General features: G+C 70.0%; 24 protein-coding genes. 12 read left to right on the top strand and 12 right to left on the bottom strand.

Annotated elements, in window-relative coordinates:
- Nucleotides 1-59: 59 nt before the first annotated feature.
- Together ACGFIV_RS17370 and ACGFIV_RS17365 are read left to right on the top strand one after the other, a co-directional pair.
- Nucleotides 60-467 carry a hypothetical protein gene (locus tag ACGFIV_RS17370; RefSeq protein ID WP_358553745.1) on the top strand — a complete coding sequence of 136 codons (408 nt, stop codon included), beginning with the start codon at nt 60-62 and terminating at the stop codon, nt 465-467.
- Between the two features lie 137 nt (nt 468-604).
- Nucleotides 605-901, top strand: coding sequence for a UBP-type zinc finger domain-containing protein (locus tag ACGFIV_RS17365; protein WP_392835856.1), 297 nt, complete (start codon nt 605-607; stop codon nt 899-901).
- A gap of 76 nt (nt 902-977) precedes the next feature.
- Here ACGFIV_RS17365 and ACGFIV_RS17360 read toward each other — a convergent pair whose 3' ends face one another.
- The 5 genes from ACGFIV_RS17360 to ACGFIV_RS17340 form a co-directional block, all read right to left on the bottom strand.
- Nucleotides 978-2,702, bottom strand: a complete 1,725-nt coding sequence (locus tag ACGFIV_RS17360; protein WP_358553749.1) for a DUF6350 family protein — start codon at nt 2,700-2,702, stop codon at nt 978-980.
- A gap of 293 nt (nt 2,703-2,995) precedes the next feature.
- Nucleotides 2,996-3,883, bottom strand: coding sequence for a succinate--CoA ligase subunit alpha (sucD, locus tag ACGFIV_RS17355; protein WP_358553751.1), 888 nt, complete (start codon nt 3,881-3,883; stop codon nt 2,996-2,998).
- Nucleotides 3,883-5,061, bottom strand: coding sequence for an ADP-forming succinate--CoA ligase subunit beta (gene sucC / locus ACGFIV_RS17350; protein ID WP_358553753.1), 1,179 nt, complete (start codon nt 5,059-5,061; stop codon nt 3,883-3,885). The genes sucD and sucC overlap by 1 nt, the downstream gene beginning before the upstream one ends.
- A 291-nt stretch (nt 5,062-5,352) precedes the next feature.
- Entirely contained in the window at nt 5,353-5,619 is a 267-nt protein-coding gene (locus ACGFIV_RS17345; protein ID WP_392835851.1) for a zinc ribbon domain-containing protein, read from the bottom strand.
- Nucleotides 5,616-6,053: a MarR family winged helix-turn-helix transcriptional regulator gene (locus ACGFIV_RS17340; protein ID WP_358553757.1), complete on the bottom strand. Its 438-nt coding sequence runs from the start codon at nt 6,051-6,053 to the stop codon at nt 5,616-5,618. The genes ACGFIV_RS17345 and ACGFIV_RS17340 overlap by 4 nt, the downstream gene beginning before the upstream one ends.
- Before the next feature lie 161 nt (nt 6,054-6,214).
- Between ACGFIV_RS17340 and ACGFIV_RS17335 the strand changes: the two genes are divergently transcribed.
- Nucleotides 6,215-7,084, top strand: coding sequence for a hypothetical protein (locus tag ACGFIV_RS17335; RefSeq protein ID WP_358553759.1), 870 nt, complete (start codon nt 6,215-6,217; stop codon nt 7,082-7,084).
- A gap of 74 nt (nt 7,085-7,158) precedes the next feature.
- On the opposite strand, the gene pcrA is transcribed toward ACGFIV_RS17335, so the two are convergent.
- Nucleotides 7,159-9,399, bottom strand: coding sequence for a DNA helicase PcrA (gene pcrA, locus ACGFIV_RS17330; protein ID WP_392835999.1), 2,241 nt, complete (start codon nt 9,397-9,399; stop codon nt 7,159-7,161).
- A gap of 167 nt (nt 9,400-9,566) precedes the next feature.
- On the opposite strand from pcrA, the gene ACGFIV_RS17325 reads away from it, so the two are divergent.
- Entirely contained in the window at nt 9,567-10,295 is a 729-nt protein-coding gene (locus ACGFIV_RS17325) for a PIG-L deacetylase family protein (protein WP_358553793.1), read from the top strand.
- On the opposite strand, the gene ACGFIV_RS17320 is transcribed toward ACGFIV_RS17325, so the two are convergent.
- The 5 genes from ACGFIV_RS17320 to ACGFIV_RS17300 all read right to left on the bottom strand — a co-directional run bounded on the left by ACGFIV_RS17320 (nt 10,259) and on the right by ACGFIV_RS17300 (nt 14,055).
- Nucleotides 10,259-11,098: a CPBP family intramembrane glutamic endopeptidase gene (locus ACGFIV_RS17320; protein WP_392835849.1), complete on the bottom strand. Its 840-nt coding sequence runs from the start codon at nt 11,096-11,098 to the stop codon at nt 10,259-10,261. The two genes, ACGFIV_RS17325 and ACGFIV_RS17320, sit on opposite strands and share 37 nt — an antisense overlap.
- Complete coding sequence (locus ACGFIV_RS17315; protein WP_358553762.1) at nt 11,095-11,361, bottom strand: WhiB family transcriptional regulator; 267 nt, start codon at nt 11,359-11,361, stop codon at nt 11,095-11,097. Before ACGFIV_RS17315 ends, ACGFIV_RS17320 begins: the two co-directional genes overlap by 4 nt.
- 110 nt (nt 11,362-11,471) lie before the next feature.
- Nucleotides 11,472-12,152, bottom strand: coding sequence for a neutral zinc metallopeptidase (locus tag ACGFIV_RS17310; protein ID WP_358553764.1), 681 nt, complete (start codon nt 12,150-12,152; stop codon nt 11,472-11,474).
- Between the two features lie 45 nt (nt 12,153-12,197).
- Nucleotides 12,198-12,830 (bottom strand): response regulator transcription factor, encoded by a 633-nt coding sequence (locus ACGFIV_RS17305; protein WP_358553765.1) that lies wholly within the window; start codon nt 12,828-12,830, stop codon nt 12,198-12,200.
- Between the two features lie 37 nt (nt 12,831-12,867).
- Entirely contained in the window at nt 12,868-14,055 is a 1,188-nt protein-coding gene (locus ACGFIV_RS17300) for a PspC domain-containing protein (RefSeq protein WP_358553767.1), read from the bottom strand.
- Between the two features lie 202 nt (nt 14,056-14,257).
- Here ACGFIV_RS17300 and ACGFIV_RS17295 point away from each other — a divergent pair, with 202 nt between their 5' ends.
- The 6 genes from ACGFIV_RS17295 to ACGFIV_RS17270 all read left to right on the top strand — a co-directional run bounded on the left by ACGFIV_RS17295 (nt 14,258) and on the right by ACGFIV_RS17270 (nt 18,466).
- Entirely contained in the window at nt 14,258-15,754 is a 1,497-nt protein-coding gene (locus tag ACGFIV_RS17295) for a PspC domain-containing protein (protein ID WP_392835843.1), read from the top strand.
- Complete coding sequence (locus ACGFIV_RS17290) at nt 15,744-15,920, top strand: hypothetical protein (RefSeq protein ID WP_358559855.1); 177 nt, start codon at nt 15,744-15,746, stop codon at nt 15,918-15,920. Before ACGFIV_RS17295 ends, ACGFIV_RS17290 begins: the two co-directional genes overlap by 11 nt.
- A 39-nt stretch (nt 15,921-15,959) precedes the next feature.
- Complete coding sequence (locus ACGFIV_RS17285; RefSeq protein WP_358559853.1) at nt 15,960-16,553, top strand: ABATE domain-containing protein; 594 nt, start codon at nt 15,960-15,962, stop codon at nt 16,551-16,553.
- 112 nt (nt 16,554-16,665) lie between these two features.
- Nucleotides 16,666-17,109 carry a VOC family protein gene (locus ACGFIV_RS17280; protein WP_358559851.1) on the top strand — a complete coding sequence of 148 codons (444 nt, stop codon included), beginning with the start codon at nt 16,666-16,668 and terminating at the stop codon, nt 17,107-17,109.
- Nucleotides 17,109-17,966: a pyridoxamine 5'-phosphate oxidase family protein gene (locus ACGFIV_RS17275; RefSeq protein ID WP_358559849.1), complete on the top strand. Its 858-nt coding sequence runs from the start codon at nt 17,109-17,111 to the stop codon at nt 17,964-17,966. Before ACGFIV_RS17280 ends, ACGFIV_RS17275 begins: the two co-directional genes overlap by 1 nt.
- Before the next feature lie 47 nt (nt 17,967-18,013).
- A complete protein-coding gene (locus ACGFIV_RS17270; protein WP_358559847.1) occupies nt 18,014-18,466 on the top strand; it encodes a nuclear transport factor 2 family protein in 453 nt (150 codons plus the stop codon).
- A 193-nt stretch (nt 18,467-18,659) separates the two neighbouring features.
- Here the strand turns inward: ACGFIV_RS17270 and ACGFIV_RS17265 are convergent, their stop codons facing one another.
- Complete coding sequence (locus ACGFIV_RS17265) at nt 18,660-20,267, bottom strand: hypothetical protein (protein WP_392835837.1); 1,608 nt, start codon at nt 20,265-20,267, stop codon at nt 18,660-18,662.
- A gap of 285 nt (nt 20,268-20,552) precedes the next feature.
- On the opposite strand from ACGFIV_RS17265, the gene ACGFIV_RS17260 reads away from it, so the two are divergent.
- The gene (locus ACGFIV_RS17260) at nt 20,553-21,104 is read left to right on the top strand and encodes an ATP-binding protein (protein ID WP_358546767.1); all 552 of its coding nucleotides are present in this window, start codon (nt 20,553-20,555) and stop codon (nt 21,102-21,104) included.
- 145 nt (nt 21,105-21,249) lie between these two features.
- Complete coding sequence (locus ACGFIV_RS17255) at nt 21,250-22,191, top strand: SRPBCC domain-containing protein (RefSeq protein ID WP_392835834.1); 942 nt, start codon at nt 21,250-21,252, stop codon at nt 22,189-22,191.
- Nucleotides 22,192-22,248 lie beyond the last annotated feature (57 nt).

The following is a 22,248-nucleotide window of genomic DNA, read 5'->3' as shown; positions in this document are numbered from 1 at the left end:
TTGACGGGTACGGCTGTCAGCGTATCGGCCCGCCCGCTCCATGACGCAGAGGAGGTCAGGTGCTACCACCCGCGGAGGCTTCGGGGGTCGAGGTCGGGCGCCGGGCGCTGCTGCTCTCCATAGGCGCGCTGGCGTTGACACTGCTGATGCCCGTGCTGGGCCTGGCTCTGGGCGGCTTCTCGATCATCGTGTGCGTCCGGGCGTGGAAGACGCGGTCCGCGAAGCGCCGGCCGGTGATCATGCCAATAGCGGGGTTGCTGATCTCGATCTTCTCGATCGTCATGGCGGCGTCGGTGACGTGGTTCCAGATGTACTTCAGCGGCGAGCTCACCGCCTACACCGAGTGCATGAAGGGGGCGGGCACGGCGACCGCCCAGCAGACGTGTGTCACCGGGCTCGAACAGGGGATGGAGCGTAGGCTCCCGTTCATCCCGAAGGGCAGTCTGAGATTTCCCTTCGCTCCGTAATCCTCGGATCGGGCGGCCATCGTGACCTCCATATGGAGATATACCGGTATTGGGGCCTCGGCGTCCCGCCGGGGAGGGAGACCGCTTCAGGTCGACCGCGTGACCGTGCGCATGCCCGAGAAGCTCTAGGAGATCCTGTGAACGTCTGCACGCACCTCGACCTCGTCCGCGACGTAGAGCCGCACACCGTCCTCGGCTGCGAGGAGTGCCTTGCGACGGGGTCGCGCTGGGTCCACCTGCGCACCTGCCTGACCTGCGGTCACGTCGGCTGCTGCGACTCCTCGCCCAACCGGCACGCGACCCGCCACTACACCACCATCGGCCATCCGATCGCCGAGTCGTTCGAACCCGGCGAGGACTGGGCGTGGTGTTATCCCGACGAGGTCCTGTTCGAGCCGTCGCCCAGCGGCGAGGGCTCACGCGCCCACGCCTAGAGGCCGCCTTCCCCACGTGTGGCACCCGCTTTCCGGCGGTCCCTGGTCGCGGCCGTACTCCGGTCGCGGCCGGTGATCAGGGATCGCGGTCCCAGGCGTACGGATCGACGTAGATGATGTGACCGCCGCGGTCGTCCGACTCGTCGACGATGTCGCGGCGCGGCGGCCTGGGCTCCTCGCGCTTGCCGTCAGCCCGGCCCTTCGCGGCGGCGGGCCGCGTGCCGGCCGGCCCCTTCTTCGCCGGGCCCTTCCCCGTGACCAGGCCCTTCCCCGCGGGGGTCTTGCCGGGGACGGGCTCGAAGGTCTCGGCGGCGGCGGAGGCGTGCTCGTCGGCCCAGTCGGCGCGGATCACCGGGATGGGCTGGGTGTCGGCCTCGGTGGCGTCCATCCAGTGTCCCGGGAGCCGGTCGGCGGCGGGTGGCGTGGCCGGCTTCACCTTGCTCGCCACCTTGACGATGGCGTCCCCGGCCTTGCGCACGGGCGCCGGCGCGGGGACACGGGCGCCGTGGAACATCAGCCACCAGTTGGCCAGCCCGGCGGAGATGCCCGCGGCGACGCCGACCTCCAGGGCGACCGACAGCGCCACCTCCCAGGCGGAGGGGCCCACGGCAGAGAGGCGGGCGCCGCCGAGCGGGCCGCCCGCGAGCGCCGCGAGCATCCCGGCCGACAGCCCTGTGGCGAGCCCGCAGACGAACCCCCACAGCGGCGCCGACTCGAAATGCGGGGTCGGCGCGATACGCGCGACGACCACTCCCGCGACCGCCCCCGCGAGGAAGGGGATCGCGAGCACTCCCATGATCCACGGAGACGTCACGCCCGAGTCGGGCAGCCCGCCGAGGACCGGCAGGGCGGGCACGGTACCGAGTTGGACGCCGGTGGGCGCGACGAGGGTGCCGGTGCCGAGCGCGAAACCCGGCCCGCTGATGTACGCCACGCCCCAGATCACGAAGTTGATGAGGTAGAGCGTCTCCACGAGCAGCAGGAGCAGCCCGCCGATGAACCCCGGTGCCAGCAGATCCGACAGCCGCTGGACCTGCCCGAAGTTCATGACGACCGCCGCGAGCACGAGCACGAGCCCGGCCGCGAGCATCGTCGTGAGGGCGACCGCCGTACCGACCACGACCGACCTCGCGCGCTCGGGAAGCAGCCGGAGCATGGAACGCCAGGGCCCGATGGTGCGCGCGGTCGCCAGCGACCCCGCGACGAACGCCAGCACGAGGTGGCTCAGCAGGGCCTCTCCGACGAACGGCTGGGTCACGTTGTTCCGCGCGACCAGCGCGATCATCCCGGCGAGCAGGGCGTACGGCGCGGCCAGCGAGATGCCCGCCTGGGCGATCAGCACGAGCTGGGCACGGCGCCGGGCGTTGGCCAGGTCTTTGGTGCTTCCCTTCGGCAGCCGGGCGGGCAGCCGGAGCCGCAGGTCGGCGTCCCGCGCCATCCAGATCGCGGCGCGGTACAGCAGGGCGGCGGGCAGCACCATCAGGCCGAGGGGCAGCAGGCCGACCCGCCCGCCGGGAATGGCGAACCCGGCATGGTGCGCGGCCAGCCACACCTGGCAGGCCGCCCGGAACACCCCCGGAAGCCCCTGCCCGAACGCCCCGCGCGGCGCGGCGATCCACCCGATGAGGGTGAGCGTGGTCAGGACGGCGAGGCCGACGCCCAGGGTCCAGACGGCGGCGAGCATCGCGGAGACGGGCAGCGGACGGCGGGCCTCGTCGTCGTCACTTCCGCCCCCCGCGAGGGGGATGCGGCTGAGCACGGTGCGGGGGGCCGCCCGGAGCTGGTCGAGAAGGGCCGTCACAGTAGTCGATGGTCTCAGCATGTACGGCCCGGACGGGCCTACCGCGCCCGCGTGTCGCACCCTTTGTCCCCGGACCGATCAAGCGTCCCTTCTCTGCGCCCCGTTTCACCACTCCGGACCACCTTGGGCTTCCGGGCCGTGCGGCGGTCTCCGGGGCCGTCCGGAGGGCTCCGGTCCGTACGGCGGCCTCCGGGTCGTACGGCCGCGCGGGGAGCCGCCGATCGCCGGGGACGCGAGAACGCCCGGTCGATGTGACCGGGCGTTCTTCGCGTAGCGCGTGCAGAGGTGGGCCCTCAGCGCGAGCGCATGACCTCGCGCATGAGGCGGGCGGTCTCGCTCGGGGTCTTGCCGACGCGGACGCCGACCTTCTCCAGGGCTTCCTTCTTGGCCTGGGCGGTGCCCGCGGAGCCCGAGACGATGGCCCCGGCGTGGCCCATGGTCTTGCCCTCCGGAGCGGTGAACCCCGCCACGTAGGCCACGACCGGCTTGGTCACGTGCTCCTCGATGTAGGCCGCCGCGCGCTCCTCGGCGTCGCCGCCGATCTCGCCGATCATCACGATCGCCTCGGTCTCGGGGTCGGCCTGGAAGGCCTCCAGCGCGTCGATGTGCGTCGTGCCGATCACCGGGTCGCCCCCGATGCCCACCGCCGTGGAGAACCCGATGTCGCGCAGCTCGTACATCAGCTGGTAGGTCAGCGTGCCCGACTTGCTCACCAGGCCGATGCGGCCCGCCGAGGTGATGTCGGCCGGGATGATGCCGGCGTTGGAGGCTCCGGGCGAGGCGATGCCGGGGCAGTTCGGCCCGATGATGCGGGTCCTGGCGCCCTTGGAGATCGCGTAGGCCCAGAACTCGGTGCTGTCGTGGACCGGCACGCCCTCGGTGATGACGACGGCGAGCGGGATCTCGGCGTCGATCGCCTCGATGACGGCGGACTTGGTGCCCGCCGGCGGGACGAAGATCACGGTGACGTCGGCGCCCGTGGCGGCCATGGCCTCGGCCACGGTCGCGAAGACCGGCAGCTCCACGCCGTCGAAGTCAACGGTCGTGCCCGCCTTGCGGGGGTTCGTACCGCCGACGACCTTGGCACCGGCCTTGAGCATGCGACGGGTGTGCTTCGACCCCTCGGAACCCGTGATGCCCTGGACGATGATCTTGCTGTTCTCGGTCAGCCAGATTGCCATTACGCACCTACCGCAGCGAGCTCGGCGGCGCGCTTGGCCGCTTCGTCCATCGTGTCGACGAGTTCGACGCGGGCCAGTGCCGCGTCGGACAGGATCTGCCGCCCGAGGGTGGCGTTGTTGCCGTCCAGCCGGACGACGAGGGGGTGGGTCACGGTCTCGCCCCGTTCGTCGAGCAGCTTGAAGGCCGAGACGATGCCGTTGGCGACCGCGTCACACGAGGTGATGCCGCCGAAGACGTTCACGAACACCGACTTGACGCTCGGGTCGGACAGGACGATCTCCAGGCCGTTGGCCATGACCTCGGCCGAGGCGCCGCCGCCGATGTCGAGGAAGTTGGCCGGCTTCTGCCCGCCGTACTGCTCGCCCGCGTAGGCGACGACATCGAGCGTCGACATGACCAGGCCCGCGCCGTTGCCGATGATTCCTACGGAACCGTCGAGCTTGACGTAGTTGAGGTCCTTCTCCTTGGCCCTGGCCTCAAGCGGGTCCTCCGCGGCCTTGTCGGCGTAGGAGCCGTGCTCGGCCTGGCGGAAGGAGGCGTTGTCGTCGAGGGTGACCTTGCCGTCGAGCGCCTTCACCTGACCGTCCTCGGTCAGGATCATGGGGTTCACCTCGACCAGGGTGGCGTCCTCGTCGACGAAGACGGCCCAGATCTTCTCGATGATGTCGGCGGCGCCGTCGAGCGCGGCCTCGGGCAGGCCGCCGGCCTGCGCGATCTCACGGGCCCGGCCGCGGTCGACGCCGGTCAGCGGGGAGACCGGGATCTGGGCGACCTTGTCGGGCGACGTGTGCGCGACCTCTTCGATCTCCATGCCGCCCGCGGCGGAGCAGATGGCGAGGAAGGTGCGGTTCGCGCGGTCGAGCAGGAAGGAGAAGTAGTACTCCTCCGCGATCGCGCTGGCCTCCTCGACGAGGACCTTGTGAACCGTGTGACCCTTGATGTCCATGCCGAGGATGTCGGTGGCCTTCTGCTCGGCGTCAGCGGCGTCGGAGGCGACCTTGACGCCTCCGGCCTTGCCCCTGCCCCCGGTCTTGACCTGGGCCTTGACGACAACGCGACCGGTCAGCTGCTCTGCTGCCGCGCGTGCCTCCTCCACGGTGTGCGCGACGACGCCGCGCGGCACCGGGATGCCATACTCCGCGAAGAGCTCCTTCGCCTGATGTTCGAACAGGTCCACGAGGGTCCGTCCTTGCTTGTCCGGCTGACTTCTTCTCTACGTTGAGGGCCAGACCTCGGGGCACCCGCGATCTGCCGGAAGCCTGGCCTCAGAAGCCTAGCCGCCACCGGGACCTGGAACGCTCGCCGGGGGGTCTTTACCCCATGGCAGCGGGTAATGAGATACAGCAAATTTCCACAAATTTCACAAAAGACACCCCTGACCGGCTTTTGTCATGATTGGCCGCCCATACACCCGGACCGGCGTGGATCTACGTCCACTCCGGCCGGGATACCGCCCCCGCTTCCGCGTCTAGCGTGCCTCTTCGCGAAGCGCCGGGTGGTCGCGCCAAGCGGGCAGAGTGCGCATGTACGCCTTGGTGGCCGTCTCGGCCTCGGCGCGCGACTGGCCGGTGCGCTGGGTCTGCCACTGCACCATCCGCTCGAACCGCTCCTCGAACGGCTGCAGGGTCCCCTCGGGCGCGCAGTGCGCGCACCAGGCGCCGTCCGGGTGGCCGGGCGCGTGGTCCTCGGCGGTCGCCATCGGCATCCCGCAGCTTTCGCAGGTCTGAACGCTCATCCTTGTTCTTCCTCTCCGAGAAGTGCCCGCAGTCCTTCCACGAGCGCTTGCCTCTGTTGTTCGGTCATCCGCTTCACCGCCCGCGCCAGCGCGTCGTCCTCCAGGACCTTCGGACGCACGGCGGCCGCAGCCGTACGGCCCTCGTCGGTCACCCAGACGAAGACCCGGCGCCGGTCGCGCTCGTCCCGGATCCGGGCGACCAGGCCGCGCTCCTCGACCCGGTCGACGAGCTCGGTGGTCGCGGCCTTGGAAAGGCGCAGGTGTTCGGCCAGCTCTCCCACGGTGAGCGGGCCGGAAGCGGTCAGGTGCCCGAGGACGGCGTGCATGCGGGCGGTCAGGCCCGATCCGTCCACGGGACGGGCGGATGCCTTGAACCGCCGATAGATCGCCGGATACAGCCGGGCGATCTCCGCAGTCGCCTCTTTCTCCTCCATGGCCCCCATAAAGTTCGTACTTGAAATTTCGTACACGAACCTTAGTTCGCCGCATAGCCATCTGTCCAGCGCGCCTCGTGATTCTCTCGTGATCTTGACTCGCGAGAATGCTCGGACCCTCGACGACGGGGAGAGGGTCTTGTAACGGGAGGAACCCCCCAATGAGGCGATTGATCGCCCTAGCCGCGACCGCTCTGGTGGCACCCGCGCTGGCGATGGCCGCGCCGTCCACCGCGCATGCGGCCCCCACCCAGGCGGCCCCCAAGAACTCGGTCGACGCACTGCGGTCGCAGTTCGCGAAGAAGACCACCGTCCACATCGACGAGACCACGCGTATGAAGCTGGACGGGGACGACCTCTTCCGGACCCGCCAGTACGGCGCCCTCCGCTTCGGGAAGTCGGGCGTCGACGCGTCCGACACCAAGACCGTCTCAAGCTTCGGCGGCGAGGGCGGCGACGCCACGGTCCGCGTGATCGTGCTGGACGGAAAGGCCTACCTGAAGAGCCCGCTGTACGACGACTTCCTGCCCGCCGGCAGGACCTGGGTGCGCACCACCGCGCCCAAGGGTGGCAGCACCACCAACAGCATGATCGACATCCTCCAGCCGAAGGTGCTGAACGCCGTTCTCGGGACCGCTAAGGCCAAGGGGGCCGGCGGCACGGTCGGCGGTGCCAGGACCACCCTGCTCCGCGGCTCCATCACGCTGGCCCAGCTCTCCAAGGTGTCGCCGGTGATCGCCGATCTGTCCAAGTCGTTCAAGGTCAAGAAGACCGTCGCGCTGCCGTGGAAGCTGTGGGTCGGAAGCGACCAGCTTCCCCGCCGGTTCCAGTCGGCCTTCCCGCTGTCGACCGGCAAGCTCGACCTGTCCCTCTTCACCGACGTCCGCTTCACCTCCTGGGGTAAGAAGGTCGCCATCACGGCGCCCCCGGCCGACCTCGTCATCGACGAGGACGACATCGACACCGACCTTCCGGAGACGACCCCCGACTTCACCACCACCATCACCCGCGCGGCCACGCGGGTGCACTGAGCGTCCGTGACGTCAAGGCCCGGTGAGGAAGGTCACCGGCCTTGACGTTCGGCCCCTTCGAGGCCGAAGCGGCCTTAGAGCTTCTCAAGGGGGGCGTAGGCGAGGAGAAGGGTCTTCTCGCCGCCGGAGCCGAAATCGATCTTGACCTTGGTCTTCTCGGCCATGCCGTCGACGGTCACCACGGTGCCGAGCCCGAAGGTGTCGTGCGTCACGCGGTCGCCCGGGCTGAGGTTCGGGATCACGCGCCCGCCGGCCTTCTTGGGGGCCGGAGCCGTGCGGCTCTGGCGCGAGGTCGCGGCGCTCCAGGCGCTCTTGCCGGGATCGCTACGCCAGTCGAGCAGGTCGGACGGCACCTCGGCGAGGAACCGGGACGCGGGGTTGAAGGCGGGAGACCCCCACGAGCTGCGGACCGCGGCACGCGAGACGTAGAGCCGCTGCTGGGCCCGGGTGATGCCGACATAGGCCAGGCGGCGCTCCTCCTCCAGCTCGCGCGGCTCGCCGAGGGACCGCATGTGGGGGAACACGCCGTCCTCCAGGCCGGTGAGGAACACCACCGGGAACTCCAGCCCCTTGGCGGTGTGCAGGGTCATCAGCGTGACGACGCCCTGATGGTCCTCGCCTTCGGGGATCTGGTCGGCGTCGGCCACCAGCGAGACCTGCTCCAGGAAGTCGACGAGCGTGCCCTCGGGGTTGGCCTCCTCGAACTCCTGGGCCACGGAGATCAGCTCGTTGAGGTTCTCCAGCCTGCTCTCGTCCTGCGGGTCGCCGGAGGTCTCCAGCTCGGTGCGGTAGCCCGTGCTGGACAGGACCTCCTCGGCCAGCTCGGAGATCGGCAGTTCCTTGCTCCGCAGATCGTCGAGCAGCGCGACGAACTCCCTGATCGCGTTGAGGGACCTGGTGGCCAGGCCGGGGGCCTCGTCGGCGCGCCGGAGCGCCTCCCAGAAGCCGACGCGCTCGCGGCCGGCGAACGCCTCGATCATCGCCTCGGCCCGGTCGCCGATGCCGCGCTTGGGGACGTTGAGCACGCGCCGCAGCGACACCATGTCGGTGGGGTTGGCGAGCACCCGCAGGTAGGCCAGCAGGTCGCGGACCTCCCTGCGCTCGTAGAAGCGCACGCCCCCGACCACCTTGTAAGGCAGGCCGGTGCGGATGAAGATCTCCTCGAACACGCGGGACGCGGCGTTGGTGCGATAGAAGACCGCCACCTGGCCGGGCGTCACGTCCTCCTCGTCGGAGAGGCGGTCGACCTCCTGGGCGACGAACATGGCCTCGTCGTGCTCGTTGTCGGCGACGTATCCGATGATCTTGGGCCCGGCGCCCTGGTCGGACCAGAGGTTCTTGGGCTTGCGGCTCTCGTTGCGCGAGATAACGGCGTTGGCGGCCGAGAGGATCGTCTGGGTGGAGCGGTAGTTCTGCTCCAGCAAAATCGTGCGGGCATCCGGATAGTCGCGCTCGAACTCCAGGATGTTGCGGATCGATGCGCCGCGGAAGGCGTAGATCGACTGGTCGGCGTCGCCCACCACGCACAGCTCGGCCGGATCGACCGAGCCCCGCACGAGGTCGCCGTCGGCGGTGCGCACCTCGGGACGGCCGACCAGCTCCCTGACCAGGATGTACTGCGCGTGGTTGGTGTCCTGGTACTCGTCGACCATGACGTGGCGGAACCGGCGGCGGTAGTGCTCGGCCACATCGGGGAAGAGCTGGAACAGGGTGACCGTGAGCATGATGATGTCGTCGAAGTCCATCGCGCCGGCCTCGGTGAGCCTGCGCTGGTAACCGCGGTAGGCCTCGGCGAGCGTGCGCTCAAGATGGGTCTGCGCCTTCTCTGCCGCCGTCTCGTAGTCGATCAGCTCGTTCTTGAGGTTGCTGACCTGTGCCGAGAACGAGCGCGGCGGGTAGCGCTTGGGGTCGAGGTCGAGCTCGCGGCAGACCATCGCCATCAGCCGCTGGGAGTCGGCCTGGTCGTAGATCGAGAAGCTGGAGGTGAACCCGAGCCGCTTGGCCTCCCTGCGCAGGATGCGGACGCAGGCGCTGTGGAAGGTCATCACCCACATGGCCTTGGACCTCGGGCCGATGAGCTTGTCGACCCGCTCCTTCATCTCCTTCGCGGCCTTGTTGGTGAAGGTGATCGCGAGGATCTCCTGAGGCTGGACGTCGCGCTCGGAGAGCAGGTAGGCGATGCGGTGGGTGAGCACCCGTGTCTTCCCCGAACCGGCACCCGCGACGATCAGGAGCGGGCTGCCCGCGTGGACGACGGCGTCACGCTGCTGCGGGTTGAGCCCGTCGAGCAGCGGATGATCAACGGTGGGATTCATGGCTCGGGTCGACACGCCCCTAGATTAGGGCCGCCCACCGACAACGGGAGCCTCTTCGGGCACCGCCCCAGCCGCCGGAACGGCTCGACCGGCCGGGCATCGCTGCCTCAAGCTGGAAATATCGAGAGATGGTCATTTGTTCACCGCCCTGTGGACCTAGGAGGACGATCGTGACCGCACTGGACGACGCCGACATCAGCACGATTCTCGTGGTGACCGCTCACCCGGACGACGTGGACTTCGGGGCGGCGGGCACGATCGCGACGCTCACCGACAAGGGTATCCAGGTCGTGTACTGCATCGTGACCGACGGCGACGCCGGAGGGTTCGACCGCGCGCTGGACAACGGTGGCATGGCCGCGCTGCGGCGGGCCGAGCAGACCGAGGCCGCCAGGCGGGTCGGGGTGAAGGACCTGCGCTTCCTCGGCTACGCCGACGGCACCGTTGAACAGACCCTCGGCCTGCGCCGCGACATCGCGCGCGTGATCCGCCAGGTACGTCCCGACCGGGTGATCACCTCCTCGCCCGAGCGCAACTACGCCCGCATCGGGCCAAGCCACCCCGACCACCGCGCGGTCGGCGGCGCGACGCTCGACGCGGTCTACCCCGACGCTCGCAACCCGTACGCCTTCCCCGAGCTTCTGGTCGAGGAGGGGCTGGAGGCGTGGACGGCCCGCGAGGTGTGGCTCACGGGCGGCCCGACGCCGAACCACTACGTGGACATCACCTCGGCCGTGGACCGCAAGATCGCGGCCCTGCGTGCGCACGAGAGCCAGACCGCCCATCTGGAGACGCTGGAGGAGTTCGTCAAGGGCTGGCTCGCGGCCACCGCCCAGGCCGCCGGGCTTCCCGAGGGCAGCTACGCGGAGGCCTTCCAGGTCGTGCCCACGGGCTGAGCGCCCCGGCCTCCTCGCCGGTCGAGGCGCCTGGCGGCCCGGGCGGCGAGGAAGCCGAGCGAGTTGGTGGCCAGGTGGAACAGGGACGGCGCCGGCAGTCCCCCGCGCCGCCGGAGCTCGTGGAAGAACACCCCCGCCAGCCCGGTCGAGACGACGGACCCCACGACGACCCTCGCCCTCCCGCTCGCGGGCGAGCCCGCGTCGGCGAGGCCGCCGAGCGCCGGGTTGGCCGCGGCCATGTCCAGCGACGGGAGGACGTGCCAGAGCCCGAAGAGGGCCGAGGAGCCCGCGACGGCCACCCCCGCCCCGTACGAGCGGCGCAGCACGGCGGGCAGCACTCCCCTGAACGCCACCTCCTCCAGCAGGACCGTGCCCAGCGGGACCTGCACCAGGGCCTCCTCGGCAAGGCGGGCGCGCGACAGCCCGAGAGCCCGCTCGTCGCGGAAGAAACGCCGGGTCGAAGGCAGCAGGACGCCGCAGGAGTACACCGCCGCCACGGCCACCGCCAGTGCCCCTCCGATCTTCACCCCCCTGCTCCCGCCGCCGAACCCCATCTCGGACCAGGACAGGCCCGACCGCCGGGCGAGACCCACCAGCGTGCCCGCCGCGAGGGCCGAGGTCACGGGCGCGAGCCGCCGGGCGACGCGGTTGTTGAGCACGTTGGCCGCCACGAGCACGGCCACGGCCGCGGGCAGGAGGCGCGGGTCTTCACCGTGACGCGCAGCGGGGCCGCGGGCGACGGCGCGCCCGGAGGCGGGGTCGTCACCGACCACGAACCGGGGGGCGGGGACGTCCCGCGTCATGAGGCGGCGCTCTGTCGCCAGCCCCGGGGGAAGCGCAGGCGGCGGCGCTCGTCGGTGGTGAGGCCACCCCAGATGCCCTCGGGCTCCCCCGCCCGCACGGCATAGGCCCGGCACTCGGCGACCACCGGGCACGTGGCGCAGATGGCCTTCGCCCGCTCCTCCAGGTCGAGGAAGGGGGCGACGGGGAAGAACAGCTCGGGATCGGCGCCCCGGCAGGACCCCCTGGCCGCCCAGCCGGCTCCGCGGACGGTTTCCGTACCCATGACCACCTCCCTGGCCCGCGCCTACACCGCCAGGCTAGGGACCGCCCCGCGACGGCACATCCGTCTGGCGGTGTATCCGGGGATCATGTCTGTCCCCATCTCGGTGTAGGTCAGCACGCGTCGACGCCGTTGTTGAAGCCGGTGGCGAACGACCGCTGGCGCTGGATCGGAGTGCCGTGGGCGTCCTCGCGCCACCACGCCTCGCTCGGGTCTCCCGCCGCCGCCAGGTTGGTGAGCAACTCCGCGTCGTCTCCGGTCTCAGCCTCCAGCATATTGGAGTCGATCATGCCCCTCAGCGCCCCGCCCGCGTAGCAGTCGGCCTGGAGCTCCCGCTGGATGCTCAGACTGAAGTCGCGCATGAGCTGCGCCTGGATGGCATGGCCGACCTCGTGAGGGATGATCACGTACACGGCCCCGTCGCCCAGCTTGTCGTAGAGCGAGCGCATCCACGTCTCGTCGTAGGCGACGAAGTGCCCGACCGGGCAGTAGAAGGCGTTCTCGGCCACGGCGGGCTGGCCGCCGCAGGAAGGGCCGTCCTCTCCGGAGTACGCCACGAACTCCTGCAGGGGGCGGTAGATCCGGCCCGCGGCCTCGAATTTCCGCTGCCAGTAACGCTCGGTGAAGGTGCGCGCGAGCTGGACGTCCTCCTCGAACGTCTGCCCGAGGGCCAGGGGCGACCTGGACGCCTGGGGGGTCGGCTCGGAGAGTTGGTCCTTCCAGAAGTCCACAGACGAGCACCCCGCCGCCAGCACGGCTGCGAGGACGATCGGCAGAAGCGCGCGAGTGGTCACGCGACCAATCTTGGCCGACCCGTCACGCCCCCGCCCGGGCATTGGTCACACGAGACGCCGGGCGGTGGCCCAGCGGGACAGCTCGTGACGGTTCGACAGCTGGAGTTTGCGCAGGACGGAGGAGACGTGGGTCTCGACGGTCTTCACCGAGATGAAGAGCTCCTTCGCGATCTCCTTGTACGCGTAGCCCCGCGCGATCAGCCGCAGCACCTCGCGCTCGCGCGTCGTCAGGGAGTCGAGCTCGGGATCGATGGAGGGCGCCTCGGTGGAGGCGAAGGCGTCCAGCACGAACCCGGCGAGGCGCGGCGAGAACACCGCGTCTCCCTCCGAGACCCGGACGATCGCGTCCGTCAGCTCCCTGCCGCTGATCGTCTTGGTGACGTACCCGCGGGCTCCACCGCGGATGACGCCGATCACGTCCTCGGCCGCGTCGGAGACCGAGAGCGCCAGGAACCGGACCGTGGACCCCGAGCCGAGCACCCGGCGCAGCACCTCCTGGCCTCCGCCCCCGGGCATGTGGACGTCGAGCAGGATCACGTCGGGCTTGAGCGACTCGATGGCCGCGACGGCGGACTCGACGTCCTCGGCCTCGCCGACCACCTCGATCTGGGAGCCCAGCTCGGCGCGCACTCCCGACCGGAAGAGCCGGTGGTCGTCCACGATCAGTACCTTGACCATTCTCAGGGCTCCCTCGAACACCGGGTCAGACCGTGGATCACGACTGCTCCCGCTTCATCGTCAGCATTACTTCGGTTCCCTCGCCCGGTCCGGTCTTGATCCGGGCGCTTCCGCCGTGGCGCTCCATGCGGCCGATGATCGACTGGCGGATGCCCATGCGGTCGTCGGGAACGTCCTCCATATTGAAACCCTTGCCGCGATCCCTGACGAACACGGTGATCTCCCCCGCCTCCACCTCTGCGTAGACGGAGATCACCGGCGCCTCGGCGTACTTGGCCGCGTTGACCATGGCCTGCCGTGCCGCGTGCAGCATGGCGCGGAGCCCGTCGTCCAGGTCGCAGTCACCCACGCAGACGATCTCGATGGGCACGCCGTGCTCGTCCTCGATCTCGGCGGCCACGCGGCGCACCGCGGCGGCGATGGAGGCGTCGGCGTCCGCCTTGGGCTGGTAGAGCCAGTTGCGGAGCTCGCGCTCCTGCGAACGGGCCAGCCGCGTGACCTCGAAGGGGTCGCCCGCGTTGCGCTGGATGAGCGTGAGGGTGTGCAGCACCGAGTCGTGGACGTGCGCGGCCATCTCGGCGCGCTCCTCCTGCCGGATGCGCTCGCGGCGCTCCCGCTGGAGTTCCTTCCACAGGCCGGTGAGCCAGGGCGCCGCGATCAGCGCGAGGCCCCCGACCACGACGGCGGTGAACACCAGCCCAGGACCGGCGTCGGCGATCTTGCCCTGGGCCGCCAGGAAGCCGATCGCGCCGACGACCACGAGAAGCAGCCCGAGGGCGGTGCGGATCCACGACCGCCGCACCTGCCTCACCGCGTCGGTCATCCAGCGCTGGCGGTGGCGGGGCTCGGCCTGCTGCCAGAGGATCAGGCTGCCGATGCCGCCCACGGCGATCGACCAGGTGCCGATGCCTCCGGTGGACGCGCCCGTGATCCAGCCGAAGGCCGTCAGGGCCATGCCGAGCGCGCCGTACGCGGCCACCTGGCCCCAGTCGCGGCCCGGCGGCTCCCCTTCGTACTGCTCGCGCGGCGTGAACATCCACAGCGCGGCGTACGCGAGGAGACCGAGCCCGTCGAGGACGCTGAGCAGCACGAAGGCCAGCCGCAGCACGACAGGGTCGAGCCGCAACTGGGCGGCGGCGCCTTGGGCGACGCCCGCGACGAGCCGGCCTCGCATCGGCCGGACCATGCGCGGGTACGCCTCGGGAATGGTGGGGGTCTCAGACATCTCTCGGGCATCGTCACACGTGAAAGGGACTTCGTGCATCAGGGCGCTCCCTGACTCCTGCCCTGATGGCTCGGGGACGAGTCAGGGGTCTCCCGGATGGTGAGCAGGGCACGCGCCCGGCCACGATGGAGCCATGACCGAAGCAGGCATACCCGACACGACGCAGGAGCCAGGTAGCTTCCCATCTGTGGATGAGGAGCGTGTGCTCAAGCGTACTGACGAGGGACGCATGCTCACGGGGGTGTGCGCCGGGCTCGGCCGCCACACGGGGATGGATCCGGTGATCTTCCGCGTGGGCTTCGCCGCGCTCGTCGTGGGCTCCGGCATCGGCATCATGCTTTACGTCGCGGCGTTCCTGCTGATGAGGAGCCCTGACGGCGGCCCCGGATACGCCGAGCAGTGGAGCCGCAGGGTCTTCGACACCGAGACCGTGATGGCATTGCTGGCGGCGGTCTTCGCCCTCGGCCTGATCATCAACCTGGCGGCCGACGGCATCAGCACCGCGACGGTCGTCGTGGGCACGCTGCTGGCCATCGCCCTGCTGGCGGCGCACGCCCAGGGCGCCGATCTGCTCGCCCTGGCCAGGAGCCTGCCGGAGCGGGTCAGGGGGAAGCCGCTCTCTGACTCGGTCCCGCCGGCGGACGCGGTGGCCGACGCGGTGCCGGGCGCCGGCGCGAGACCGGGGACCGACGCGGTGCCGGGGGCCGCCGCGAGGCCGGGGGGCGGCGCGGTGCCGGGGGCCGCCGCGGTGCCGGGGGCCGCCGCGGTGCCGGAGTACCGCCGCCTGTCGGACCTGGCCCAGGAGGCGCGCGACGCTTCGCCCGGCAGGGCCGTACACGCTCCCATGGACGCGCCCCCCGCAGGGCCGTCCCCCGCGGGACCGCCTCCCGCCGCGCCGGAGATCCCGGTCTCATCGGGTTCGTCGCGGTACGGGCCCGTGCGACTGGGCGGTGGGTTCGACTCCTCGGGTGAGCCGTTCGCCCCGCGCGGACCCTACAGCCGGTACGCCCCGCCGCAGCCTTACGAGCCGCACGACTGGGGTTACGGCGGAGGCGGCGCCGGCCTGGCACGGCCCGACCGCCCGAAGCGGCCGAAGTCCTTCACCGGCGCCATCACGATGTTCGTCGCGTTCGTGGTCGGAGGGATCATGGTGGCCGCGCAGTCGTCCTCCAGCACGTTCAACCTGCCCGTGGTCGGCGGGGTCGTACTCATCACGATCGGCTCCGGGCTGCTGGTCGCGACCTGGCTCGGCCGGGGCGCGGGCCTGGTGGCGACCGGCACGATCATGTCTCTTCTCCTGGTGGCGGGGTCGACGGTGAACGGTATTCCTAAGAAGATCGGCAGCTATACCTGGGAGCCGGTCGACAGCTCGCAGGCCGTGCGCTCGTACGCGGTGGGCATCGGCGACGGCACCCTGGACCTGCGGGAGACCAAGCTCGCGCCCGGGTCGCGCACCCGGTTCGACGCCTCGGTGTCCATCGGGGAGCTCAAGATCATCGTGCCCCGCACGGCCCGCGTCGAGGTGTTCGGCTACACCAGGCTGGGCGACGTGAAGATCGAGCACTCGGTGCAGGGCGGCGCCGACGTCCACCACGACAAGGTGCTCGAACCCGACGTCGCCTCCTCCGGCACCGCGCCCGTCATCGAGTTGCACATCAAGGCCGGCATCGGCGACGTGGAGGTACACCGTGCCGCATAGGACCGACTGGCTGTCGCTGCTCTCGGGCCTGCTGTTCATCGGCATCGGCGTCCGCTACCTGGCCCAGCCCGCCCCCGACACGCTGGTCATGGCGCTGATCCTCGTCTTCGGGCTCGGGTTCGCGGGCTTCGTCGGCATCATCGCCAAAGCGGTCCGCAAGCGCTGACTAACGGGACCAAGGGCGCGAACGCGTTAGGATGGGCGGATGCCCGAACCCCTGGTCCTGCTGTTCACCCAGACGATCCGGGCGAGCCGGCTGAACCGCGGCGAGATCTCGGACGCCCTCGCCGACACCGACGGCCTGACCGCGTGGGTCAGAGACCACGCCGGCGAGCTCGGCGTCGACCCCCGCTTCACCGCGAGCGACTCCCTGCGTGACGAGGTGGTCGAGCTCCGTCAGGCCGTACGGGCGCTGTTCGCCAGGGCCGTGACACCCGGGCCGCCCAGCTCCGCGGACTTCGCGCGGCTCCCGAAGTTCACCGACGCGCTCGCCACGGTGAACGCGGCGGCGACGGCCGTGCCCCTGGCCCGGAGACTCGAATGGCCAAAGGACGCGGACCCCGTCGCGACGACCGTGCCCGCCGCCCCGGCGAGCGAGTCCGTGCGGCTGCGCGCGGCGCTGGCCACGGCGGCGATCGAGTTCCTCGCGAGCCCCGACCGGCACCGGCTCAGGTCGTGCCCGGCGCCCCGCTGCGTGCTGTATTTCGTCAAGGACCACGCCCGCCAGGAATGGTGCTCGGTCGGCTGCGGCAACCGCGCCAGGGCCGCCCGCCACTACCGCCAGCACCGCGACGACTGACCCGTTCTAACGGATTGATTCATCCCCATCCGTTAGGTTACGCTCCCCTTGATTCTCTAACGGAACCACATCCGTGGTTCCGTTACAAGGCTCGGGCGAAGGGGCGAACCACATGGGTTTCCAGATCGGGCACGTCGGCCTCAATGTGACCGACCTTGAGAGGACCAAGGAGTTCTACCTGCGCGTCTTCGGCTTCGACCTCAACTTCGAGTCCACCGAGGGCGACCGGCGGTACGCCTCCCTCGGATACGACGGCGTCTCGATGCTGACCCTCTGGCAGCAGAGCGAGGGCCGCTTCGCGACCGGCCTGCCGGGCCTTCACCACGTCGCCCTCCAGGTGCCCGACATGGACGCCGTGCGCCGCGCGGAGGCCACGCTCCAGGAGATCGGGGTGGAGTTCGCCTACGAGGGGGTCGTCCCTCACGCCGGCGGACGGCAGTCCGGCGGGGTCTTCTTCACCGACCCCGACGGCATCCGCGTGGAGATCTTCGCCCCAACCGGCGCCGAAGCGCTGACGGCCCCCGTGGAGGATGCCCCGACCTGCGGATTCTTCTGATGGAGCATGCCGGCGAGCTGCTGCTGCAACGCCGGGCCGGGATCACCCGTCCTCTGGGCTCGGCCCGGGCGCGCCCCGAGATCCCTCCCGTGGCGGCGGCCTTCCTCCGGGCCCAGCGCATGCTTGTCATCGGAAGCCCCGATGGCCGGGGGCGGGTCTGGGCGGGCACGCTCACCGGGCCGCAGGGGTTCGCCGACCCGGTGGACGAGCGGCTGGTCGAGGTCGGCGCGCTGCCCGGCGGACCCCTCACCGGGCTGTTCGAGGAGAGCCACGACATCGGGATCCTGGCCATCGAGCCCGCGACCCGCCGGCGCATGCGGGCGAACGGCAAGGCGCGCCGTGAGGGAGGCCGGCTGGTCGTACGGACCGAGCAGGTCTACTCAAACTGCCCCAAGTACATCCAGAAGCGGGAGCCGTCCCCCATCCCCGGCGCGACCCTGGCGAAGGGCCCGGTCACGACCGGGGACGGCCTCACCCCGTCCCAGCGGCGCTGGATCGGCACGGCCGACACCTTCTTCGTCGCCACCCACGTGGACGGGCTCGGCACCGACGTCTCCCACCGGGGAGGAAACCCCGGGTTCGTCCGGGTGGCCGGCGAGCGACGGCTCTCGTGGCCGGAGTACCCCGGCAACTTCATGTTCATGACCCTCGGGAACCTGCGGCTCAACGCCGCCTGCGGGCTGCTCTTCCTCGACTGGGAGAGCGGGCACGGGCTGCACCTCACCGGCCGGGCGGCCATCGCCGGGGACGGGGTCGCCTTCGAGGTGGACCAGGTCGTGGAGGTCCCGGGCGAGGTCCCGCTGACCTGGCGCTTCGTCGAACCCTCCCCGCTCAACCCGCCCGTGGAAGAGGTTTGATCCCCCGTCGAGGCCGGTATCGACCAAGTTCAGGGGGAGGACTACTGATGGCATCTCTGACACCGCCGTTCACCGACAAGACCGCGCCGATGAAGGTCCAGGCGGCCGAGGACGCGTGGAACACGTGTGACCCGCACCACGTCGCTCTCGCGTACACCACCGATTCCGTCTGGCGCAACCGGTCGGAGTTCGTGACCGGGCGCGACCAGATCACCGAGTTCCTCACCCGCAAGTGGTCCAGGGAGCTCGACTACGCGCTGCGCAAGGAGCTGTGGGCGTTCACCGGCGACCGCATCGCCGTGCGCTTCCAGTACGAATGCCGCGACGCGAGCGGGCAGTGGTGGCGCAGCTACGGCAACGAGCTGTGGGAGTTCGACGAGAACGGCCTGATGTGGCGCCGCGAGGCCAGCATCAACGACCTCCCGATCGACGAGAAGGAGCGCCGCGTCTTCGGCCCGCGCCCTCCCGAGGAGCACGGCCGGCCGTTCCCTCTCGCCTGAGGGCCGGCGGGGAGGGTTTACCGGCGCGGGGGTTGACCGGGCACATCAGGGGCGTACCTTCGCATTCGCCGGTTCTCACCATCCACTCCACTCACCGTTGGTGCGCTGTCCACCCTCACAGTCACTCCGCCGAAGGTCACCCCTCGCGAGGTTCGTACTGGTCAGATCAGCGCCGACGCCACAGCGCACGGCACTACGCCGAAATCTCTGTTGCGATTCCGAGTACGCGAAGCTTCTCGTCCAGGTCGCGGACGTAGGTGTTGGTGGCCCACGGCTGGAGCTGTCCTCTGGCCGTGCGGAGACCGTCGATCAGGCGCACCGAGCTGTGTCGCGTTGTCATCTCGGCGACGTCACCCAGCCTTTGGACCGCCGCGAGTATCTCCCGCTTCTGAACAAGTGCGGCCACGAGTTCCAACGTCACGAAGGCACGGGTTCTGGTGAAGGAACCTCCCAGGCCTTTGAGCGTCTGCTCGGAAGCGCTGAGCGCCTCGTTCGAACGCTTGAGAGCGACAAGGCAGTAACCGGTGTTGCGTTGAACCAGCATGGGCGTACACCAATAGAGGTGTGGAGGATCAGCTTCAGTGCGTGGATCTTCCACCTCCCTGTGCGCACGATCGAGGGCACGAAGACCATCCTCGCCCCTCCCCGCGTCGGTCAATGCCCGAGAGAACGCAAGGCAGGACGCGGCTTGCTGCAGTCGACTGGGGCTCTCCTTCGCCCAGGCCTGCGCGGCGTGAGCATGGTCGAGAGCCACGGTCGGCTTGCCCTGGTAGCCAAGGGTGTTCGCCAGGCAGTCATGGATGTGGGCCAGGAGTGTCGGATCTTTCAGCTCGTGAGCTGCTTCCAACCCTTGCTGGTACCAATGAACGGCTCCCGCGTAGTCGAGGATGTCGTAGCGCAGCCAACCGCCGAGGTGACTCAGCGCCCAGTAGGCGGCGATGACGCGGTCACGGAGGGCGGGCATGAGAGTGTTCTGGCGTAGAAGCTGAGCCACCAGGTCACGCTGAGCGTTGACAACGGGCAACAGCTTGGCCGGCCCGTACGCCTCATCAAGCTGCCAGCAGTGGGCGATCAGCTTTTCGATGGTGGTTACCGTCTGGGCGTCCACGCGGCCCGAACCCTGTACGGCTTGCGCGAGCCGTACCTCCTCGTCGGGGGTGAGGTGGCGCAGCAGGCGAAGGGCGGGGACGCCGCCGAGGGCCAAGGCAAGATCGAAGAGCAGTTCGCGTCGCTTCACGTCGGCCTCCTCGGCGGTGAGGGCGCGGAACAGGGCGGCACACTCGCCGGGCCGTACCCCAGACGTCGCGACGAAGGTCCGCACCGGCCAGACTCCAGCGGTCGATTCCATGCTCGCACGGGATATCTCGGGCATGGCACCCCTGAGGCTGCTGCGCTGACAGGGATCAAGGTGACGATAATCGGCCGCGTCGATCAACTCACGTTCGTACGAGCCGTAGGAGCTGTAGATCTGGTCGGTCACCAGACGACGCGCCGTCGTCTGGTAGATCCGGGCGAGCAGGTCGAGCACCCGCGGCGAAGGACGACGCCTGCCCTCCGGCCACCCCTCCAGGTCGTACAAACGAGCGGTGCGCATCGAGGCCGTACCGGCGGGGTCCAGATCGTTGAACGCCGCTACCACCTGAGCGGCCGTCAGCCCATGGGCATAGCGGTGCAACAGCAACGGGCTGTCATCAAGATCGAGACTGAGCACGTCGGCGACCTGATCGTAGGTGAACCCCTTGGCCCGCAGGGCCTCACTACGCTTCCGGCAGGTGAGCAGGACGCGATGCCCCTCGGTCATGTCCGCCCCTTCGATCAAGGCTGATCCGAACGCCAGTTCGTCATTTGTTCGGCATCTTAGTCGCTCAACGTAGGCATGTGGTTACGGATTCGGAGATTCGTGGAGTCAAAGCAGGTTGGGCGCAAGGGTCGTTGACGGGTCTCTGAAACGAGGGTGACCAGGTCCCACGATTGACGGCAGGTGTCCTCCCGCAGGGTGGCGCGGGGATGGGGACCGCTTCGAGGCCGGGCGAAAGTACTCCTCGGCGCGGGGTGGTCCCGCGATCACGGCAAGGAGGTGGCCGCCATGGCCGATCCCATCATCGACATCGCTACCGGCTCCCACGCCCGGTCAGAGATCGCCCCCGGCGACTGCGTCGTTCCCAGCGGGAGGATGGTGTGGCGCCGGGCCTTCACTGGGCTCGCCGAGGAGGCGCCCAAGGCCCGTGCCTTCGTACGCTGCCTGCTGGCCGGGACCCGATGGGTGGACGACACCGAGTTCGCCACCGCCGAACTGATCAACAATTCGCTGTTTCACAGCCGCTCGGGCAGGCCGGGCGGCTACTTCGTCGTCGAGGTGACCCGCCGGTCCCGAAGCGTGCGCGTCGGTGTGTACGACCTGGGGGGCGGCGGGGTGCCCGACATCAAGAACCTTCCGGGGGAAGTTCCGACGGACGGCGTTGTGGACGAGGTGCTCCGTGAGCATGGCCGTGGGCTCGACGCGGTCGCGAGGCTGGCCTCGCGGGTGGGTTACCGGGGCAATCCGGCCACCGGGCATCTCGTGTGGGCGCTGTTCGCCGAGACCGCGCCCCGGGCGGCGATCATCATGACCAGCGGATCGACCCCTGAAGTTCGGTGAACCCCCGTAAGGGATTCGCATGACCCTGGGGAGAGGGGTACGAAAGTAGCGACGGCACCTTGAGTGGTCATAATGGCGCAAGAGCGACATGGGCTGTCCTGCCGTGCACGCGGCGGGCCGTTCACCCTGGAAGAGGAGCGGATCGATGGCGATGCGGTTCGAGCATGAGTTCACGGTCCCCGTGCCGATCGAGCAGGCGTGGTCGGTGCTTCTCGATGTCGAGCGGGTGGCTCCCTGCCTGCCGGGCGTGACCCTCGACACCGTGGACGGCGACGTCCTGACCGGCCGGATGAAGGTCAAGGTGGGTTCCATCACGGTGACCTACCGGGGTGAGGCGTCCTTCACGTCGGTCGACAAGGACGCGCACGCGTTGCGCCTCAAGGCGTCGGGCAAGGAGGCGCGCGGCACCGGTACCGCCGGCGCGGTCGTCAGCGCGGCGCTGGTCGCGGAGGGTACGCAGACCAAGGTCAAGGTCGACACCTCGTTCACCGTGACCGGACGTCCGGCGCAGTTCGGGTGCGGGGTGATGGCCGAGGCCGGAGCCAAGCTCATCAACCGGTTCGCCGCCAACCTCGCCACGTTGCTCCGCGAGGCGCCCGAGGAATTGTCCCCGACCGCCGTGTCCGAGGGTGGCGTCCCTCCCTTGTCGGCGGAGCCCGCCGCCACCCCCTTCAACCAGCCTGTCTCCAGTCCGCTGGGCGAGCGCACCCCACCGGAGATCGTCGAGCCGATCCCCACCGGCGAACCCGTGGACGAGCCGCGGCCCATAGAGGCCGTGCCGACGGCTGAGCCCGTACCGGCGGCCCAGTCCGTGCCGGCGGCCCAGTCCGTGGAGCCCGCGCAGGGCGCGCGGCATCTGACGGCGGTGCCGGACTCCTACGACGCGCCGTACGCCGAGGAGGCCGCCGGGCGGGAGGCCCATCCCGCAGGGACGGCGCGCACGTCGCTGACCGCCGAGGAGGAGGCGCTCGACCTGCTGAAGATCGCCGGTATTCCGGTGCTCAAGCGGGCCGCACCGGCGGTCGCCGGCGTCTCCCTCGTGATCCTCATCGCCTGGCTGGTACGGCGTATCCTGGCTCGCCGGTGAGCACCGGGGACGAATCGCCGGTCACCCCGAGCGGACGGCTCGCCGGTAGGCACCGGG

It is taken from the genome of Sphaerisporangium sp. NPDC049003, assembly GCF_043197795.1.
GTDB lineage: Bacteria > Actinomycetota > Actinomycetes > Streptosporangiales > Streptosporangiaceae > Sphaerisporangium.
This window is presented reverse-complemented; position numbering and strand designations above follow the sequence as displayed.